This window comes from Sphingomonas sp. SUN039, assembly GCF_024758725.1.
Classification (GTDB): Bacteria; Pseudomonadota; Alphaproteobacteria; order Sphingomonadales; family Sphingomonadaceae; genus Sphingomonas_O.
This window is the reverse complement of record NZ_CP096972.1, coordinates 598,609-617,242: the sequence shown is the minus strand read 5'-3', so window position 1 is coordinate 617,242 and position 18,634 is coordinate 598,609. Positions and strand designations below refer to the sequence as shown.

The window sequence follows — 18,634 nt, the reverse complement described above, 5'->3', positions numbered from 1 at the left end:
TCGTCCTCAGTTGATCGTTGCGCGGAAGTAGAGGGTGCGCGTCGCGCCTGCGGCGACATCGCTCAGTGTGCCCGACACCGTGGTGGTGCCCGCTGTGTAGGTGCCGCCGGTCGTCCCATCGGCGTTGCAGACGCCAGCCGTGACCGTGCCATTGAGCTTGATCCCGAAGGTAGCATCATAGGTGGTTTGCGCCGGTACGACGTCGCTGACCGACGGTGCCTGCGCGGTTGCGCCACCCGCCGCATTGGCGACCTGAATGCAATATTCCACCACGGCCCCCGGAATCAGCTTGGGATTTGTCGTCCCGTTCTGCGGATCGGAGATAACCTTGCTGGTTTTCGTAATCGTCAAAGTTGCCGCCGAAACGGTGTAATCGTCACGCGCCGAGATCTGGCCGTCGCGCGCCGCATCGGTCGCGCCCGCCGCATCGGCGAACACCGTATCCATCGCGGCCGTGTTCGCACCGGCTGTCTCGGTCACCACGGCACCCTGCGTCCCTGCAGTGCCGCTTGCGCGCGCCTGTGCTGTCAGGGTGACACCGGCGACATCGCCGCTGACCCGGGTGATCGGCACCGTTGCAAGGACGAAAATATACTTGGTCGCGTCGGCTGCGAGCTCGTCGATATAGGTGACAGGCGTCGAGTTTGCCGGGTCATAGGTCGCGCTGCCGACGCTCGGACCGGTATTGATCCAGAAGGTCGGCACCGTAACGTCGAAATTGTCCGTGCCGCCGTGCGCCGCCGTACCACCGGCCGGCTGGGCAAGCGCCAGGCCGAAATCGAGCGCCGCGTTCGACGTGTTGGTCAACAGGAAGGTCGTAACCTGGTTCACCGCGCCCGGAGACACGCTGGTCGTGGCATTGCCCGGCTCGGTCAGCGTCATGCTGATCTTGCGATCGACCACGAACGTCGCCGTGTTCGATGACACCGCCGTCTGCGCCACGCCACCAACCGAATAGTTGAGCGTGGCGGTGTTGTTGATCGACGAACCCGCCGTTGTGCCCGCGGCAAAAGCCGGTGTGGCGGCGAGGAGCGCGGCGGCCAGTGCCCCGGCGCTCACGAAGGTCGAACGAAGTGTCATGTCTGGTCCCCGGAATTAACGTCGCCGCCTTCGGGCAGCATGCGGGCCGGCGCGTTCCCCAACGCTCCGGCCCGCCCCCGCATCAGTTGATCGTCACGCGGAAGTAGAGCGCGCTGGTCGAACCACCCGCGATGTTGTTGAGCGTGCCCGACACGGTGGTCGTGCCCGCGTTGTACGAGCCGCCGGTCGTGCCGTCGGCGTTGCACACGCCCGCTGTGACGGTGCCGTTCAGCTTGATGCCGAACGTCGCGTCATAGGTCGTCTGCGCCGGCACGATGTCGGTGATCGTCGGCGCGGTCGCGGTCGCACCGCCGGCACCATTGGCCACCTGGATGCAATATTCGACGGTCGCGCCCGGGATCATCTTCGGGTTGGTCGTGCCGTTGAGCGGATCGGAGATGATCTTGCTCGTCTTGTTGACCGTCAGAAGCGCCGCCGAAACGGTGTAATCGTCGCGCGCCGAAATCTGGCCGTCGCGCACCGCATCGGTCGCGCCCGCCGCATCGGCGAACACCGTGTCCATACCGGCGGTATTGGCACCGGCGGTTTCACCCGACACCGCACCCTGCGTGCCCGCCGTGCCGCTGTCGCGCGCCTGCGCTGTGAGCGTCACACCCGCAACGTCGCCATTGACTCGTGCGCCGGGCACGTTGGCGAGGACGAAGATGTACTTGGTCGCATCGGCGGCCAGCTCGTCGATATAGGTGACCTGCACCGAATTCGCCGGGTCATAGGTCGCACTGCCAACGCTGGGCCCGGTGTTGATCCAGTAGGTCGGCGCAGTAACGTCGAAATTGTCCGTGCCGCCGTGGGCCGCCGTGCCGCCCGCCGGCTGGGCAAGCGCCAGACCGAAATCGAGCGCCGCGTTCGACGTGTTGGTCAGCAGGAAGGTTGTCACCTGATTGCTCGACCCTGGCGCGACGCTGGTCGTGGCATTGCCCGGCTCGGTCAGCGTCATGCTGATCTTGCGGTCGACTACGAACGTCGCCGTGTTCGACGACACTGCCGTCTGCGCCACGCCGCCGACCGAATAGCCGACAGTCGCCGTGTTGTTGATCGACGAACCCGCCGTCGTACCCGCCGCATAGGCAGGCACAGCCGACAGGGCCGCCACCGCAATGAAGCTGGATACCGCCAGCAGTTTCACTTTGTTCGTCATGATCCTAATCCATTCTTCCTGGTCGTTCGATCGATGCCATCCCCACCCGCCGGCATCGAAAAAGCGGATAAGCTGTTACTTTACAGTGCCTTTGAAACTGAACTTGCCACTGCCACCGACCGGAATCGGGGCTTTCAATGCCCAACGGACATGCGTGACATCCTCGGGACGGGCAGCGCGGACCGTGCCGTCCGCCGCACGGAACTTGGCGAGGGCCAGCGGGCCGAAGCTCTTGCCGCCATCGACCGAAACCACGGCGATCGCGTCGTCGCTGCCAGTGTACTCGACGCCCGACGGGATCGGGTTGGTCATCGCGAAATTGGTCGCCGGTGCCTTGCCGCCGTTGCGATAGCTGTGCGTGAACACCAGCTTCGTGCCCGGGGGGCCTGACTTCTGCTTGACCAGCACGATTTTCGGCTTGCCGGCCTGGACGACCGTCTTCTCGACGAACATCTCGCTGACGACAGCGACTTCGTTGGCGGCATAGGCCGCAACCGGCGACGCGATCAGGGCGAGAGCGGTGAGTGCGCGAAACATGTTCATGGTCCTCAGTTGATCCTGACTTTGAAGGTGACAGTGCGCGTCTGGCCGCCCGCGACGCTGCCGAAGCGGACCGCAACGCGGTTGCCGGCGAATTCGCCCGCATCGCCGTCGGTCGCGTCGCTGATCGGCGCGCCCTCTGCGGTGATGCTCGTCGGTTGATAGGTCGTGGCCGCCGGAACCGGATCGCCCACGGCCAGATTGGCGATCGTGCCCGACCCGCTGACGGTTGCGACCAGCGTGTAGGTGATGATCGACCCCGGAACCGATTTGCTGCCGCCGAACGGGTCGAGGACGGTGGCGCTCTTGGCCAGTGCCACGGTTGCGGCGCTGATGACGAAGAAGTTACGGTCGCGACCGACAGCCGTCGTGGTGCCGACTACCGCATCGCCGCCGCCTGCACCCTGTCCGGCAAAGGTCGTGCCCGCAGGCCCGCTGCCGGTCGCTGCGGTTGCCGTCAGGTCGATCTGGCCGCGCTGCCCGTCGGTTGCCGAACCTGGCACCGTCGACAGGATGAAGACGCGGATCGAGGTATCGGGGGCCAGGACAGGATCGTTCGAACCCGCCGAATAAACGGTATCGACACCGGGATCGTACACGCCGTTGCCGTTGGTATCGAGCACGATCGACGTCGCCGCCGGATCGAAATTGTCGCCACCGATCGCGGTAATCGGTGACAGGCGGAATGCCTCGCTGCCGTTGCCGGTATTGGTGACGGTGTAGCGCACAACCTGATTGGTCGAGCCCGGCAGCGCCGCGACATCGCCCGATTCGGCGGTCGCGACGGTCACATTCAGAACCTCGTCGACGCGGATGTTGACGGTGTTGGAGGGAATGGTGACCGGATTACCCGTCGGGTCGGTGTAGGTCGCCGATGCCGTGTTGCTGATCGTGGTTCCCGCCGTCGTACCGGTGGCGTGCGCCGGGACCGAAATGGCCATGGCAAAGCCGAGCGCGGCAAGGCTCGCCAGACGGCGATCGACGATCGAAATACTGTTCGCGGACATACAAGACCCCATTGATTGCAGGGGGCTTCATCGGCGAAATGAGCAAACATCCGGTTAATGTCCGGCAAGGGCCGCAGAAAACCGCAGAAAATCGCATTTGTTGACAATTAACCGGGTGGTACACCGGGATGAATTGAAATCGATTGCAGGAAATTCCGCCAGCCTTGACAGCTTTCGGACCCTCGCCTATCCGCCGCGCCTCGCTGTCCGAGAGCGGGTGTAGCTCAGTTGGTTAGAGCGCCGGCCTGTCACGCCGGAGGTCGCGGGTTCGAGCCCCGTCACTCGCGCCACGGCGCAGGGCGCGACGCAAAATAGCGAAGCTATTTTGGCCCCGCCCAAGCCCGGCCAGCGCGGAAAGCAGCGCCACAAGGCGCGGCTTTGCCGCGACTGACGGCGCAGAGCATAAATATCTCGATCTCGAAAGGCCCGGCGCGGCAAAGCCGCGCCGTCGGTCCTTTGCTTCGCCAAGGCCGTCCGAGCTTGCCGCGTGCCGATTTAGCTCCGCTAAATCGTGTGCGCGTCAGCGCTCCATCCACCTCAGCACCGGTTTCAACGGCAAAATCCACACAATCCCCGCCACCAGATACACCACCGTCTGCACCGGCCACCACGCCCGCCCGATCCACGGCGAAGCAGAAATCACAACCGCCGCCCACATCACGACAATCGCCAGAATAAACAGCACGCCCAATGGCTTGCGGATCGACGGCGTACTCATGTTTCGATCCAGTCCGTTTCGGTCGCGACGCCGTGCAACGGCACGTCCCAGCTTTCCTCGGCAATTGCCGCCACCTGCTGCACGCTCCACGCAAGGCCGATCCGCCGCGCTTGCGGGAGCGCCGCAAATGCCCGGTCGTAGAACCCTGCGCCATAGCCGAGCCGGTGCAGCCGCGCATCAAACGCGAGCAGCGGCGTCAGGATCAGGTCCGGCACAAGTTCGTGCGCATCGATGGCGGGTTGCCGTAGTCCCATCGGTCCCGCAGGCAGTGGATCGCCCGGCGTCCATGCCAGAAACCGCATGACGCTCCGGCGTGACGTCACATGCGGCAGCGCAATGGCCAGTCCGCGCCGTTCGAGGCGCTCGATAACCGGCAACGTATCGATCTCGGACCCGATCGGCAGGTAGAGGGCGACGGTGCGCGCATCGCCCAGCTGCATCTCGACCCGTTCGGCAAGCATGACGGCGGCGACACAGCGTTCGGCCGGCGTCAGCGCGGCGACGAACGCCTGTCGCCGGTCCTTCGCTGCGCTGCGTGCCTGTGCCTTGGTCATGCGCTCACTGTCAGAAGCAGGTGACGGGACCGCCATGGCCGTTTGCTCGGATATCCTCTGACGCACGGTACGTCAGGTGGGAACCATGTGCTTCGGGCCAGGACCCGGGCAGGGACAGCCCCCAAGGATTGATGAATAGCCTCAGGGATATGATGAGCTCGTACCGGGCAGTGCCCGCCACCCACCAATCTAGGGAGTCGGGGGGCCTTGCTCAAGGGTGTCGGCGAGCGATTCCATGCGCGCCGCGAGGCTGGCAAGCGCGTGGACGGTGTCGGTATCGGGTGCCGCACCGTTTGCGCCGTTGTGGGCAGCGCTTTTCGCCTCGCTGAGGTCGTCGGCAAGGAGCAGTGCCGCGAACAACAACTGGCGGACTTCGCTCGCGGTACCGACGGCGCCGCGTGCTTCCTCGACCTTGGCATCGACACGGGCGGCAAGCGCGCGAAGATGGTCTTCGCCGCCATCGCGGCACGCAATCGTGTAGCTCCGGCCGCCGACGGCGAGGACGACCTCTGCCATCAGGCGCGCGCCTCTTGCGCGACCCGCGCGATTACGGTGTCGAGCTCGGCAAGCGCCGCTTGCGTCCGCTCGCGCAAACGCTCGTAGCGACCGTCTCCGGTGTTCGCCGCGACCGGCGGTGCGGCAGCGGCGGCCCGCTCGATGCGGGCGAGCGCAGAATCGATGCGCGAAAGGGCTGTGGCAACGTCGTTCGTCATGGCTTTCAAGGGAATAGCAGCAGTTGGCTTGCCTGCAAGCGAAGACCGCATCGGCCCCCAAGTTGACGCCCGCGCGCGACCGCGACAAAGGGGCGGTCCATCGCGCCTCCTTGCGCGACTCGCATCAGGGACATCCGCATGACCGCATCGCCGCAAGAGATGGCCAACGCGATCCGCGCGCTTGCCATGGATGCGGTCGAAGCCGCCAATTCGGGCCACCCCGGCATGCCGATGGGCATGGCCGATGTCGCGACGACACTCTTCACACAATATCTGAAATTCGATCCCCAAGCACCGAAATGGCATGACCGTGACCGCTTCGTCCTGTCGGCGGGGCATGGCTCGATGCTGATCTATGCGCTGCTTTATCTGACCGGCTACGGCGCCCCTACCATCGACGATATCGCGAGGTTCCGTCAGCTCGGTAGCCCTTGCGCGGGACATCCCGAGAATTTCGAGCTGGCCGGAGTCGAATGCACCACCGGCCCCCTGGGTCAGGGGCTGGCGATGGCGGTCGGCATGGCGATCGCCGAGCGGCACCTGAACGCAAGTTTCGGCGATGACCTGGTCGATCACCGTACCTGGGTCGTCGCAGGCGACGGGTGCCTAATGGAAGGGATCAACCACGAGGCCGTCGGGCTTGCGGGACATCTCGGTCTCGGGCGGCTGAACGTCCTGTGGGACGACAATCGTATCACTATCGACGGCGCGGTCTCGTTGTCGTCGAGCGAGGACATCCCAGCGCGTTACCGGGCGAGCGGCTGGCACGTCGTGGCGTGCGACGGCCACGATACCGCCGATATCGCGCGCGCGCTCGACGAGGCGATTGCCGACCCGCGCCCCTCACTGGTCGCGTGCCGCACGATCATCGGCAAGGGCGCGCCGAACAAGCAGGGGACATCGGCGACACATGGCGCGGCCCTCGGCGCTGCCGAAGTCGCCGCCGCGCGCGAGACGCTCGGCTGGACCGCCGAACCGTTTGTGGTGCCGCAACCGATTCTCGACGCGTGGCGCGCGACGGGGCAGCGCGGTGCGACTGCGCGTGCAGACTGGCAGGCGCGCCTCGGCGGATCGTCACAGGGAACAGAGCTCGATCGCCGGATGGCCGGCGACCGGACATCGCAGGACTGGCTGAAGCCCTATCTCGACAGCCTGATCGCCACCCCGCAAAAGGTCGCGACGCGCAAGGCATCCGAACTCGCACTCGGCGCGATCAACAACAGCATCCCCGAAACGATCGGCGGGTCGGCGGATCTGACGGGTTCGAACAATACCAAAACTTCGGCTACGAAGCCGCTGACTAAAGACGATTATTCTGGTCGTTACATCTATTACGGCATCCGCGAATTCGGCATGGCCGCGGCGATGAACGGCATGGCGCTGCACGGCGGGGTCATTCCCTATGGCGGCACGTTCCTGGTGTTCTCCGACTATTGCCGCAACGCCATCCGCATGTCGGCGCTCCAGCGAACACGCGCCATTTATGTAATGACCCACGACAGCATCGGCCTGGGTGAAGACGGCCCGACGCACCAGCCGGTCGAGCACATCATGTCGCTGCGCCTCATCCCCAATCTCGACGTCTATCGCCCGTGCGACACCATCGAGACCGCCGAATGCTGGGCGCTGGCGCTCGAAAAGGCCGATGGTCCCGCACTGCTCGCGCTCAGCCGCCAGAATCTGCCGCAGCTTCGCACCGATATTTCGGAGAATTGGTCTGCCCGTGGCGCCTATCGTCTGCGCGCCGCCAACGCCGCGCGCCGCGTCGTCATCGTCGCGACGGGGTCCGAAGTCGAAATCGCGATCTCGGTCGCCGACCGGCTCGAACAGCACGGTTTCGGCGCGGATGTCGTGTCGATGCCCAGCTGGGAGCGGTTCGACGCGCAGGATGCCGCCTACAAGGCCGACGTCCTCCCGCACGGCACCCTGCTCGTTTCGATCGAGGCGGGCAGCACGATGGGCTGGGAACGCTACGTCCATGGCGGGCTGCGCTTCGGCGTCGACGGCTTTGGCGCTTCGGCCCCGATTGCCGATCTCTACGCGCATTTCGGGCTGACCGCCGACGCGATCGCGCCGCAAATCCTCTCGGAATTGAATAACTGATTTATAAAGGGAACTGAACGACATGGCTGTCAAAGTTGCGATCAACGGGTTCGGGCGTATCGGGCGGCTCGTCGCGCGCGCCATCCTCGAGCGGCCCGACTGCGGACTCGAACTGGTCGCGATCAACGATCTGGCGGATGCGAAATCGAACGCCATGCTGTTCAAGCGCGACAGCGTCCACGGTGCCTATCCCGGTACCGTGACCGCCGACGGCAATGACATTGTCATCGACGGCAAGCGCATCCATGTTACTGCCGAGCGCGACCCGGCCAACCTGCCGCATGCTGCGAATAACGTCGACATCGCACTTGAATGCACAGGCTTTTTTACCGATCGTGAATCGGCGCAAAAGCATCTCGATGCCGGAGCCAAGCGCGTGCTGATCTCCGCTCCGGCGAAGGGCGTCGACCTGACAGTCGTATTCGGTGTCAATCACGACAAGCTGACCACAGAGCACACCATTGTGTCGAACGCATCGTGCACGACCAACTGCCTCGCGCCGGTCGCCAAGGTGCTCAACGACAGCGTCGGCATCGAACGCGGCCTGATGACCACGATCCACGCCTATACCAACGACCAGAAAATCCTCGACCAGATCCACCCCGACATGCGCCGGGCGCGCGCGGCGGGGATGTCGATCATCCCGACGACGACGGGGGCCGCACGTGCGGTGGGTGAAGTGCTTCCCGAATTGAAGGGAAAGCTCGACGGTTCGGCGGTGCGCGTACCGACGCCCAATGTCAGCCTTGTCGACCTGACCTTCACGCCGAAGCGCGACACGACGAAGGACGAGGTCAATGCGATTTTGAAGGCCGCGTCGGAATCCGGCCCGCTGGCGGGCATTCTCGCCTTCACCGACGAGCCGCTCGTGTCGATCGACCTCAACCACAATGCTGCGTCGTCGACGGTGGACAGCCTCGAAACGGCGGTTCTCGACGGCAAGCTCGTCAGGGTGGTCAGCTGGTACGACAATGAATGGGGTTTCTCGAACCGCATGGTCGATACCGCGGGAGCCATCGGAAAGCTGATCTGATGGCGTTCCGCACGCTTGACGATATGGGTGACGTGCGCGGCAAGCGCGTGCTCGTTCGCGAAGACTTGAACGTGCCGATGGCCGATGGCGTCGTCACCGACGACACGCGGATGCGCGCGACGATCCCGACTATCACCGAGTTGGCAGATGCAGGCGCTATCGTGCTGGTTTTGGCGCACTTCGGTCGTCCGAAAGGTCCGAGCGCCGAGTTGTCGTTGTCGCATATCGTCCCGGCTTATTCGGCGGTGCTCGGACGCCCAGTGCGTTATGTCGACTGGGAGGGAGACGCTGCCGCCGTGGCCGCACTCGCGCCCGGCGACATCGCCGTCCTCGAAAACACCCGCTTCTTCGGCGGCGAAGAAACCAACGATCCCGCCGTTGTCGCGCGGTTCGCTGCACTCGGCGACCTCTACGTCAACGACGCGTTCAGCGCCGCCCACAGGGCACACGCCTCGACCGAAGGGCTGGCGCACGCCCTGCCCGCCTTCGCCGGACGCGCGATGGAGGCCGAGCTGACCGCGCTGGACAAGGCGCTGGGCAGGCCCGAGCATCCGGTGGCGGCGGTTGTCGGCGGCGCAAAGGTGTCGACCAAGCTCGCCGTCCTCGAACACCTCGTCGCCCAGGTCGATCGCCTGATCATCGGCGGCGGCATGGCCAATACTTTCCTCGCCGCGCGTGGGGTCGATGTCGGCAAGTCGCTCTGCGAGCACGATCTGGTCGGCACCGCCAACGCCATCTTCGACGCCGCGGACAAGGCCGGATGCACGATTCACCTGCCCTATGATGTTGTCGTCGCACGTGAACTCCGCGCCAATCCCCCAACGCGCACCGTCAACGTTCACGAAGTCGCAGCCGATGAAATGATCCTCGACATCGGCCCCGCCGCCGTCGAGGCGTTGGCAGATGTCCTCAAGAATTGCCGCACTCTGGTCTGGAACGGCCCGCTGGGCGCGTTCGAGACGCCGCCGTTCGACACCGCGACTGTCGCGCTGGCGCGCACAGCAGCCGCACTGACCCATGACGGCAGCCTTGTCTCGGTCGCCGGCGGCGGTGACACCGTGGCCGCGCTCAACCAGGCGGGCGTGGCGGACGACTTCACCTTTGTCTCGACGGCAGGCGGCGCGTTTCTCGAATGGATGGAGGGGCGCGAACTGCCGGGGGTGGCGGCGCTTTCGAACTAGCCTAGGGTAGGTGCATGACCGACGCTGTCTTCCCCGTTCCCGCCGCATGGGCCGAAAGCGCCCGTATCGATGCCGCCGCCTATGACCGGCTTTACGCCGAGGCACAGAGCGATCCGGAGGGCTATTGGCGACGCGAAGCGGGCATTGTCGACTGGATCCGGCCGTTCGACCGCGCTGCCGACTGGTCGTTCGCCAAAGACAACTTCCATATCCGCTGGTTCGAGGGCGGGCAGCTCAACCTGTCGGCCAACTGTCTCGACCGCCATCTTGCCGAGCGCGGCGATACGGCGGCGATTATCTGGGAAGGCGACGATCCCGCCGACAGCCGCACGCTGACCTATGCCGAGCTTCATGCCGAAACCTGCCGCTTTGCCAATGTGTTGAAGGCGCAAGGTGTGACGAAGGGCGACCGCATTACCCTGTACATGCCGATGATTCCCGAGGCTGCTGTCGCAATGCTCGCCTGCGCTCGGATCGGAGCGATCCATTCGATCGTTTTCGGCGGGTTTTCGCCCGAGGCGCTGGCAGGGCGCATTTCGGATTGCGGCTCAAGGATCGTCATCACCGCCGACGAGGGCCGACGCGGGGGCAAGACCGTACCGCTGAAAGCCAATGTCGATGCCGCCATCGCGCACGCCCCCAGCGTCGAGCGGGTCATCGTGGTGCGCCACACCGGCGGGGCAGTAACGATGCAGGGTGGCCGCGATATCTGGTACGACGAGGCGCGCACCACCGTTTCGCCCGACTGTCCGCCCGAAGTCATCGACGCCGAAGACCCGCTGTTCATCCTTTACACCTCGGGGTCGACCGGCAAGCCCAAGGGCGTGATGCACACCACGGGCGGCTATGCCGTCTGGGCCGCCTGGACGCATCGCGCGGTGTTCGATTACCGGCCGGGGCAAATCTACTGGTGCGCCGCCGACATCGGCTGGGTCACCGGGCACAGCTATGTCGTCTATGGCCCGTTGATGAACGGTGCCACGACAGTGATGTTCGAGGGCGTGCCCAACTGGCCCGACCACAGTCGCTTCTGGCAGATCGTCGACAAGCACCGGGTCGAAATCTTTTACGCCGCCCCGACCGCCTTGCGCTCGTTGATGCGCGAACGCGACGACTATGTGACAAGAACGTCGCGTAGCACGTTGAAATTACTTGGTAGCGTCGGCGAACCGATCAACCCCGAGGCATGGGACTGGTATCACCGCGTCGTCGGCGACCGCCGCTGCCCGATTGTCGATACCTGGTGGCAGACCGAAACTGGCGCGACCCTGATTTCGCCCCTCCCCGGGGCCACAGCGCTCAAACCCGGTTCGGCCAGCAAGCCGCTTCCCGGTGTCGCGCCGCAGATCGTCGACGCAGAGGGGCAAGTGCTCGAAGGGGCGTGCGAAGGCAATCTGGTGCTCACGACCAGCTGGCCCGGCCAGATGCGTGGCGTGTGGGGCGACCCCGACCGGTTTTTCACGACCTATTTCACGACCTACCCGGGCAAATATTTCACCGGCGACGGCGCGCGGCGCGATGCCGACGGCTATTACTGGATCACGGGCCGCGTCGACGACGTCATCAACGTGTCGGGGCACCGCATGGGCACCGCCGAGGTCGAAAGCGCGCTTGTCGCGCACACCGCCGTCGCCGAAGCCGCAGTTGTTGGTATGCCGCACGAGATCAAAGGCCAGGGCATTTACGCGTTCGTGACCGTGAATGCCGACGTGACCCCCGACGGCGCACTCCACAGCGAGCTGGTCAGATGGGTCCGCACCGAGATCGGCCCGATTGCCACCCCCGACGCGATCCAGTTCGCGCCTGCGCTCCCAAAAACCCGCAGCGGCAAGATCATGCGTCGTATTCTTCGCAAAATTGCTGAAGGCGATGTCTCGTCGCTGGGCGACACATCGACGCTCGCCGATCCCTCGGTCGTCGACAGCCTGATCGCGGGGCGCGCCGCATGAGTTTGCCCCTTGTGGCGGACGGTCGCGCGACCATCGGCGACGACTGGCTGCAGGGACGTACCGCTTACGGAGGCGTGTCGGCGGGCATTGCGCTGACGACTGCCAAGGCTGCTTATCCTGACCTGCCACCGCTCCGCTCGGCACAGATCGCCTTTGTCGGGCCGCTGGCGGGCGATATTACGGCCACACCGACCCTGTTGCGGCGCGGCAAGAACAGTGCCTTCATCGGTGTAGATATCGCGGGCAGCGACGGTGTCGGGCTGCGCGCGCTGTTCCTGTTCATGGCAAACCGCGAATCCTCGATCCGCCACGGCGATCTATCCCATCGCGATGCGCCATCGCCTGACGGCACGAAGACCGACGGCACCAGCATCGGCCCGGGCTTCCTGTCCAATTTCGAGCTCGCCAAGGGAGGCGATCCACTGCCGGGCAACTGGTTGCGCTGGGTGCGGTTGAAGGAACGCGACGCGCTCGACGCCGAAGTCGAATTGGTCGCCGTCGCGGACGCCCTGCCCCCGGCGGCCATGTCGCTGGCGAAAGCCTGGGGGCCTATTTCGACGACGACTTGGCAGCTCAATCTGGTCGGCGTGCCGGAAACGCGCGACGGCTGGTGGCTGCTCGGCGCGGAAGCACTTCACACCGCCGATGGCAATTCCAGCCAGACAATGACGATCTGGAACCGCGACGGCGCGGCTGTCGCCACCGCCACACAGAGCGTCGCGCTTTTTATCTGAAGTTTCACCGGTACTGCAACCAATTGACGACGTTGCGGTTGTGTAATGGACTCGTCGATCTTGTGATTGCCCGATGGTGAAATGCGGCATTGCAACATGAGAAGGAATTTCCCTTAATGCGGCGATGGACGACGCGCTCGATTCTTGTGGCAAATTCCGGATGATACGCAGCCTCGGCGGAATCGCCGTTTTAGCAGCGATCGCCCTGGGCGGCTGTAGCAAGGGCGAGTCGAAGCGGACACCGACGACCCCCGAGGCAGGCTATGTCGTCGTCAAAGCGCAGTCGGTTGCTGTTCCGGTCGTCCTGGCCGGACGGACGGCGGCGTTCGAGATGTCGGAGGTTCGCCCGCAGGTATCGGGCGTCATCCAGTCGCGGCAGTTTGCCGAGGGGTCGATGGTGAGCGCCGGACAGACGCTCTACCAGATCGACGCGGGCATTTACCGCGCCACCGCTGCCGAGGCCCAGGCAAGCCTCGCAAGTGCGGAGGCGGCGCGTACCGCAGCAGCGGCCAAGGCAGCCCGTTACCGCCCCCTCGCCGACATGGAGGCCGTCAGCCGCCAGGATTACAGCGATGCCGTCGCCGCTGCCCGTCAGGCGTCCGCTGGCGTGGCGCAAACCCGGGCGCAGCTCGACGCCGCGCGGATCAATCTCCGCTATACGAGGGTGCCTGCCCCTATCAGCGGACGTATCGGCCGGTCGCTGGTTACGACCGGTGGGCTTGTCACCGCCAATCAGGCCGATGCGCTGACGACGATCCAGCGGCTCGACCCGATTTTCGTCGATATCCAGCAATCGAGCGCGGATTTACTCGCCCTGCGCCGTTCGCTCGCCCAGGGGGGAACGAGCGCGTCGTCGACGACAGTCAGGCTGACGTTGGAGGACGGCAGCGCCTACCCCTATGCCGGCACGCTCCAGTTCGCCGAAGCCATGGTCGATCCGAATACCGGGACGGTAACGCTGCGCGCACGTTTTCCCAATCCGCAGGCGCTGTTGCTGCCCGGCATGTACGTTCGCGCAGGGTTGAGCCAGGCAACGCTTTCCAGCGCCATTCTTGTGCCGCAAGCGGGTGTCTCACGCGATGTGCAGGGCCGGGCGACCGTCTATGTCGTCGGCCCGGGCAACAAGGCGCTACGCAAGACCGTGACGGCGGATCGCACCATCGGCGACAAATGGCTGGTTACCGCCGGTTTGAAGCCGGGCGAACGCGTCATCGTCGAAGGACTGGGCAAAATCCGCCCGAATGCCGCCATCGTACCGGTCGTGGCAGGGTCGAAGCCGCGTCCGCGCCCCGATGGCTCTGCGCGCAGCTGATCCGGACAGATGCTCTCCCGCACCTTCATCGACCGTCCTATTTTTGCCTGGGTCATTGCCATTGTCATCATGCTCGGCGGCCTCGGCGCGCTGACGACACTGCCCGTCGAGCAATATCCCGATATCGCCCCGACCTCGGTCAACATCCGCGCCAACTATCCCGGTGCGGCGGCAGAAACAGTCGAATCGAGCGTCACCCAGATCATCGAGCAGCAGCTGACCGGCATCGACGGGCTGATCTATTTCAATGCAACGTCGAGTTCGTCCGGCTCGGCAGCGATTACCGCGACCTTTGCCAAAGGTACCGACCCCGACATCGCGCAGGTGCAGGTCCAGAACAAGGTCCAGCAGGCGCTGTCGCGCTTGCCGCAGCAGGTCCAGCAACAGGGGCTGACCGTCACCAAGTCGAACAGCGACTTTCTGATGATCGTCAGCGTTTATGATTCGACCGACCGGACGACCAACAAGGACGTTTCGGATTTCCTCGTCTCCAATCTGCAGGACTCGATCGGACGGTTGCAGGGCGTCGGCGACATCAACGTTTTCGGCTCGCAATATGCCATGCGGATATGGCTCGATCCCTATAAACTGGCCGCAGTCAAACTGATACCGGGAGATGTTACCGCCGCGATTCAGGCCCAGAATACGCAGGTCGCCGCCGGTCAGATCGGGGGCCAGCCATCTGCCGACGACCAGATGTTGACCGCAACCGTCACATCACGGTCGCGCCTCAACACGCCGGAACAATTCCAGCGGATCGTCCTCAAGACCCAGAGCGATGGGTCGCGCGTCCTGCTTCAGGACGTTGCCCGTGTCGAACTGGGCTCCGAAAACTATGGTGTCGTCAGTCGGTTCAATACCCACCCCGGCGCCGGAATCGCGGTCCAGTTGGCGCCCGGCGCGGACGCGCTCAAGACCGCCGAACTCGTCAAGGCGGAGATGGTCCGCCAGTCGGGCAGCTTTCCCGAAGGCTACAAATATGCCTTCCCGCTCGACAGCACGACCTTCATCCGCCTGTCGGTCAACGAGGTCATAAAGACATTGTTCGAGGCGATCATCCTTGTTGTCATCGTCATGTTCGTATTCCTGCAAAGCTGGCGCGCGACGTTGATCCCGGCAATTGCTGTCCCGGTCGTCCTGCTCGGCACCTTCGGCATCCTCGCTGTCGCAGGTTTCACGATCAACACGTTGACATTGTTCGGCATGGTGCTCTCGATCGGCCTGCTCGTCGACGACGCCATCGTCGTCGTCGAAAATGTCGAGCGTGTGATGGAGGAAGAACCCGATATCACGCCGCGCGATGCCACGATTAAATCGATGGCGGAAATCCAGACCGCGCTGATCGCCATCGCGCTGGTGCTCTCCGCCGTTTTCCTGCCCATGGCGTTTTTCGGCGGGTCGGTCGGGGTTATTTACAAGCAGTTCTCGATCACGATTGTCGCGTCGATGGCGCTGTCGGTGGTGGTGGCGTTGATTCTTACCCCGGCGCTGACCGCTACCCTGTTGAAGCGGCGCGATCCCAATGCGCCCGAGCATCGCTGGGTGGCGCGCGCGCACGGCTATGGCGAAAGGTTCAACCGCTGGTTTGCCCGAACCTCGGACCGTTACCGCGACAGTGTCGCGCGCGCGATCGAGCGTCCGAGGCTGCCGCTGATCGGCTATGGAGCGCTGGTCGGCTTGCTCGTCCTGCTGTTCTGGTTGCTGCCGTCCAGTTTCCTACCTGTTGAAGATCAGGGGCGGGCCCAAATCCAGTTCACGCTCCCTCCGGGCGCGACCCAGCCCCGGACCGATGCCGCGGCGCGGGGGATCGAGGCCTATTTGCAAAATCCCGCGACAAAAGGCGTCGCCGGTTTCTACACGGTGGCCGGACAAGGCGGCGGTGGCGGCAGCGGGCAGAATGCCGGACGCGGCTTCATCCTGCTCAAGCCTTGGGACGAGCGCACAAGCACTACGCTCAGCGCCGATACGCTCACCAAAAAGTGGACACGCGATATCAGCAACCAGTTGCGAGATGTTGAATTTTTTGCTCTTTCCCCTCCGTCGGTGCGCGGCCTCGGTCAGTCGAACGGCTTCACCATGCAACTGCTCAACAACGGCGGGCTCAGCCGCGCCGAGTTCAAGGCGCGGCGCGATGCGCTGTTGCTCGCGGCGCAGGACGACCCGGGGCTGAGCGCCATCCGCCTGGGCAGCCTTGAGGACAATCCCACGCTCAAGGTCGATATCGACGATGAAAAGATCGGCGCGCTCGGACTGACCTCGACGCAAGTCGACCAGACGCTCGCAACGGCCTGGGGTGGCAGCTATGTGAACGATTTCATCGACCGCGGCCGCGTCAAGCGCGTCTATGTGCAGGGCGACGCCCCTTATCGCAGCCGCCCCGAGGATTTGTCCTCCTGGTATGTTCGCGGATCGAGCGGCGAAATGGCGCCCTTTTCGGCGTTTGCCCGCACCAGCTGGAATCAGGCGCCGTCGAGCCTGTCACGCTTCAACGGTGTCCCCGCCTATCAAATTCAGGGACAGGCGGCCGACGGATACAGCTCCGGCGACGCGATGAACCGCATTGCGGCGCTCGCGGCACAACAACCCGGCGTCTCGGTCGCCTGGTCCGACCTGTCCTATCAGGAACGTCTGTCTGGCAGCCAGGCCCCGTTCCTTTACGGGCTGTCGCTGCTCGTCGTGTTCCTGTGCCTTGCCGCGCTTTACGAGAGCTGGTCGATCCCGCTCGCTGTTCTGCTGGTCGTCCCGATCGGCCTTGTCGGCGCCGCCCTCGCGGTCACACTGCGCGGGCTGGAAAACGATGTTTATTTTCAGGTCGGCCTGCTGACGACGATGGGATTGTCCGCCAAGAATGCGATTCTCATCATCGAATTTGCCGAACAAGCTGAAAAAGCGGGAAAATCTGCCGTCGACGCGGTGATCGAGGCGGCCCGCCTGCGCTTGCGCCCCATCCTGATGACCAGCCTTGCGTTCATTTTCGGCGTCCTGCCGCTGGCGCTGTCCACGGGTGCGGGCGCCAAAAGCCGCGTCGAGATCGGCACGGCGGTGATCGGCGGCATGCTGACGGCGACCGCGCTCGCGATTTTCCTCGTGCCGCTGTTCTTCGTGCTGGTGCGCCGCGCCTTTGCGGGTCGCCTGAAGGAAGCGCCCGCGCAAGGTATCGCGACATGAAGCATCCTTGGCCCCTGATCGCCGCCAGCCTGCTCGGCGGATGTAGCGTTGCGCCCAAATATGTCGCGCCGCTGCCCGCCGTACCGCAAGGCTGGCCCGTCGGCGACACTGCCCTGAGAACCAGTGAGGCTGGTCTTCCGGCACTCGGCTATCGCGATGTCTTCCGCGACGAACGCCTGCAGCGCCTGATCGTAGTAGGGCTCGAAAAGAACCAGGATATCCGGATTGCTGTCGCGAATATAGCGACAGCGCGTGGACTCTACCGCGTCCAGCGCGCCGCGTCACTGCCGTCGGTCGATGCATCTGCATCCATATCGGTTCGTCAATCTGGATCGGCAACGGCAAGCAGCAGCACGCAGTACAGTGTCGACATCGGCGCTTCCGCGTTCGAGATCGACCTGTTCGGCCGGGTCCGCAACCTGAGCAATGCGGCTCTCAACAGCTATTTTGCGACCGAAGCCGCCGCGCGCGCCGTCCGGTTGACGCTCGTCGCCGATATTGCCGACGCCTGGCTGACGCTTGCCACCGACCGGACGCTGCTTGGCATTGCGCGCGAAACGGCAACGAGCGCCGAGCGGAGCGTCGCGCTCACCCGTGCCCGCCTGTCCGGCGGCATCGCGCCACGCACCGATGTGCGGCAGGCCGAAACGGTACTGGCAACCGCCCAATCCGACGTCGCCAGCCTGACCACCATCGTCCAGCAAGACCGCAACGCGCTCGACCTGCTGGTGGGCGCGCCGGTTGCCGAGACCGACTTGCCTCCCTCGATCGAGGCTGTGGAGAGTGCCGTCGCGCCCGTCGCAGCGGGACTCGACTCGTCGATCCTGCTCCGCCGCCCCGATGTCGTCGAGGCCGAGTATCGCCTGCGCGCCGCCAATGCCCAGATCGGCGTGGCGCGCGCGGCATTTTTTCCCCGGATTTCGCTGACCGGACTGGCCGGGTTCGCCAGCACGGCGCTCGGATCGCTGTTTTCAGGCGGCGCATTCAACGCCAGCATCACCCCCAACGCGACGCTCCCGATTTTCGACGGTGGCGCAAACCGGGGCAATCTCGACGCCGCCCGCGCGCAATTCGACGCGGCGACCGCCACCTATCAAAAGTCTATCCAGTCGGCGTTCCGCGACGTCGCCGATGCGCTGGCGCGCCGTGCAACCATTGCCGACCAGGCTGGCGCGCAGACCCGGCTCGAGGCGGCCGCGCGCGACACCGCGATGCTGACCGACGCGCGCTACCGTGGCGGCGTTGCCTCGTTCCTCGAAAGCCTCGACGCGCAACGGTCGCTGTACAGCGCGCGCCGCTCGCTCGCCTCGACCCGCCTGGTCCGCGCGCGCAATCTCGTCGATCTATACCGTGCCATCGGCGGCGACCCGACCCTAGGCTGAG

General features: G+C 64.7%; 16 protein-coding genes and 1 tRNA gene. 9 read left to right on the top strand and 8 right to left on the bottom strand.

All coding sequences use genetic code 11. The features are described 5' to 3' along the window. Positions 1-6: 6 nt before the first annotated feature. The 4 genes from M0209_RS03075 to M0209_RS03060 all read right to left on the bottom strand — a co-directional run bounded on the left by M0209_RS03075 (position 7) and on the right by M0209_RS03060 (position 3,786). The gene (locus tag M0209_RS03075) at positions 7-1,080 is read right to left on the bottom strand and encodes a hypothetical protein (RefSeq protein ID WP_258886838.1); all 1,074 of its coding nucleotides are present in this window, start codon (positions 1,078-1,080) and stop codon (positions 7-9) included. An 82-nt stretch (positions 1,081-1,162) separates the two neighbouring features. After that, positions 1,163-2,239: a hypothetical protein gene (locus M0209_RS03070; RefSeq protein WP_258886837.1), complete on the bottom strand. Its 1,077-nt coding sequence runs from the start codon at positions 2,237-2,239 to the stop codon at positions 1,163-1,165. 75 nt (positions 2,240-2,314) lie between these two features. Beyond that, positions 2,315-2,776, bottom strand: coding sequence for a hypothetical protein (locus tag M0209_RS03065; RefSeq protein WP_258886836.1), 462 nt, complete (start codon positions 2,774-2,776; stop codon positions 2,315-2,317). 11 nt (positions 2,777-2,787) lie between these two features. Then, positions 2,788-3,786, bottom strand: a complete 999-nt coding sequence (locus M0209_RS03060) for a hypothetical protein (protein WP_258886835.1) — start codon at positions 3,784-3,786, stop codon at positions 2,788-2,790. 213 nt (positions 3,787-3,999) lie between these two features. Here M0209_RS03060 and M0209_RS03055 point away from each other — a divergent pair. Continuing rightward, positions 4,000-4,076, top strand: a tRNA-Asp gene (locus tag M0209_RS03055). Between the two features lie 230 nt (positions 4,077-4,306). Here M0209_RS03055 and M0209_RS03050 read toward each other — a convergent pair. The 4 genes from M0209_RS03050 to M0209_RS03035 form a co-directional block, all read right to left on the bottom strand. Next, entirely contained in the window at positions 4,307-4,504 is a 198-nt protein-coding gene (locus M0209_RS03050; protein WP_258886834.1) for a DUF2842 domain-containing protein, read from the bottom strand. Continuing rightward, a complete protein-coding gene (locus M0209_RS03045; protein ID WP_258886833.1) occupies positions 4,501-5,058 on the bottom strand; it encodes a 5-formyltetrahydrofolate cyclo-ligase in 558 nt (185 codons plus the stop codon). The genes M0209_RS03050 and M0209_RS03045 overlap by 4 nt, the downstream gene beginning before the upstream one ends. Before the next feature lie 189 nt (positions 5,059-5,247). Next, complete coding sequence (locus tag M0209_RS03040; protein ID WP_258886832.1) at positions 5,248-5,574, bottom strand: cell division protein ZapA; 327 nt, start codon at positions 5,572-5,574, stop codon at positions 5,248-5,250. Beyond that, on the bottom strand, positions 5,574-5,771 hold the full coding sequence (locus M0209_RS03035; protein ID WP_258886831.1) for a hypothetical protein: 198 nt from the start codon (positions 5,769-5,771) through the stop codon (positions 5,574-5,576). Before M0209_RS03035 ends, M0209_RS03040 begins: the two co-directional genes overlap by 1 nt. A gap of 138 nt (positions 5,772-5,909) precedes the next feature. Here M0209_RS03035 and tkt point away from each other — a divergent pair, with 138 nt between their 5' ends. The 8 genes from tkt (at position 5,910) to M0209_RS02995 (ending at position 18,633) form a co-directional block, all read left to right on the top strand. After that, positions 5,910-7,874: a transketolase gene (gene tkt / locus M0209_RS03030; RefSeq protein WP_258886830.1), complete on the top strand. Its 1,965-nt coding sequence runs from the start codon at positions 5,910-5,912 to the stop codon at positions 7,872-7,874. Between the two features lie 22 nt (positions 7,875-7,896). Further along, a complete protein-coding gene (gap, locus tag M0209_RS03025; RefSeq protein ID WP_258886829.1) occupies positions 7,897-8,907 on the top strand; it encodes a type I glyceraldehyde-3-phosphate dehydrogenase in 1,011 nt (336 codons plus the stop codon). Then, positions 8,907-10,088, top strand: coding sequence for a phosphoglycerate kinase (locus M0209_RS03020; RefSeq protein ID WP_258886828.1), 1,182 nt, complete (start codon positions 8,907-8,909; stop codon positions 10,086-10,088). The genes gap and M0209_RS03020 overlap by 1 nt, the downstream gene beginning before the upstream one ends. A 14-nt stretch (positions 10,089-10,102) precedes the next feature. Further along, a complete protein-coding gene (gene acs / locus M0209_RS03015) occupies positions 10,103-12,037 on the top strand; it encodes an acetate--CoA ligase (RefSeq protein ID WP_258886827.1) in 1,935 nt (644 codons plus the stop codon). Further along, positions 12,034-12,771, top strand: a complete 738-nt coding sequence (locus tag M0209_RS03010) for a thioesterase family protein (RefSeq protein WP_258886826.1) — start codon at positions 12,034-12,036, stop codon at positions 12,769-12,771. Before acs ends, M0209_RS03010 begins: the two co-directional genes overlap by 4 nt. A gap of 160 nt (positions 12,772-12,931) precedes the next feature. Further along, positions 12,932-14,083, top strand: coding sequence for an efflux RND transporter periplasmic adaptor subunit (locus M0209_RS03005; protein WP_258886825.1), 1,152 nt, complete (start codon positions 12,932-12,934; stop codon positions 14,081-14,083). A 9-nt stretch (positions 14,084-14,092) separates the two neighbouring features. After that, positions 14,093-17,251, top strand: a complete 3,159-nt coding sequence (locus M0209_RS03000) for an efflux RND transporter permease subunit (RefSeq protein WP_258886824.1) — start codon at positions 14,093-14,095, stop codon at positions 17,249-17,251. Further along, positions 17,248-18,633, top strand: a complete 1,386-nt coding sequence (locus tag M0209_RS02995) for an efflux transporter outer membrane subunit (protein ID WP_258886823.1) — start codon at positions 17,248-17,250, stop codon at positions 18,631-18,633. Before M0209_RS03000 ends, M0209_RS02995 begins: the two co-directional genes overlap by 4 nt. Position 18,634 lies beyond the last annotated feature (1 nt).

Excerpts from the sequence above, each read along its gene's own strand:
- M0209_RS03075 (WP_258886838.1), bottom strand. The coding sequence starts at position 1,080 with ATGACACTTCGTTCGACCTTCGTGAGCGCCGGGGCACTGGCCGCCGCG.
- M0209_RS03070 (WP_258886837.1), bottom strand. The coding sequence starts at position 2,239 with ATGACGAACAAAGTGAAACTGCTGGCGGTATCCAGCTTCATTGCGGTG.
- M0209_RS03065 (WP_258886836.1), bottom strand. The coding sequence starts at position 2,776 with ATGTTTCGCGCACTCACCGCTCTCGCCCTGATCGCGTCGCCGGTTGCG.
- M0209_RS03060 (WP_258886835.1), bottom strand. The coding sequence starts at position 3,786 with ATGTCCGCGAACAGTATTTCGATCGTCGATCGCCGTCTGGCGAGCCTT.
- M0209_RS03050 (WP_258886834.1), bottom strand. The coding sequence starts at position 4,504 with ATGAGTACGCCGTCGATCCGCAAGCCATTGGGCGTGCTGTTTATTCTG.
- M0209_RS03045 (WP_258886833.1), bottom strand. The coding sequence starts at position 5,058 with ATGACCAAGGCACAGGCACGCAGCGCAGCGAAGGACCGGCGACAGGCG.
- M0209_RS03040 (WP_258886832.1), bottom strand. The coding sequence starts at position 5,574 with ATGGCAGAGGTCGTCCTCGCCGTCGGCGGCCGGAGCTACACGATTGCG.
- M0209_RS03035 (WP_258886831.1), bottom strand. The coding sequence starts at position 5,771 with ATGACGAACGACGTTGCCACAGCCCTTTCGCGCATCGATTCTGCGCTC.
- tkt (WP_258886830.1), top strand. The coding sequence starts at position 5,910 with ATGACCGCATCGCCGCAAGAGATGGCCAACGCGATCCGCGCGCTTGCC.
- gap (WP_258886829.1), top strand. The coding sequence starts at position 7,897 with ATGGCTGTCAAAGTTGCGATCAACGGGTTCGGGCGTATCGGGCGGCTC.
- M0209_RS03020 (WP_258886828.1), top strand. The coding sequence starts at position 8,907 with ATGGCGTTCCGCACGCTTGACGATATGGGTGACGTGCGCGGCAAGCGC.
- acs (WP_258886827.1), top strand. The coding sequence starts at position 10,103 with ATGACCGACGCTGTCTTCCCCGTTCCCGCCGCATGGGCCGAAAGCGCC.
- M0209_RS03010 (WP_258886826.1), top strand. The coding sequence starts at position 12,034 with ATGAGTTTGCCCCTTGTGGCGGACGGTCGCGCGACCATCGGCGACGAC.
- M0209_RS03005 (WP_258886825.1), top strand. The coding sequence starts at position 12,932 with ATGATACGCAGCCTCGGCGGAATCGCCGTTTTAGCAGCGATCGCCCTG.
- M0209_RS03000 (WP_258886824.1), top strand. The coding sequence starts at position 14,093 with ATGCTCTCCCGCACCTTCATCGACCGTCCTATTTTTGCCTGGGTCATT.
- M0209_RS02995 (WP_258886823.1), top strand. The coding sequence starts at position 17,248 with ATGAAGCATCCTTGGCCCCTGATCGCCGCCAGCCTGCTCGGCGGATGT.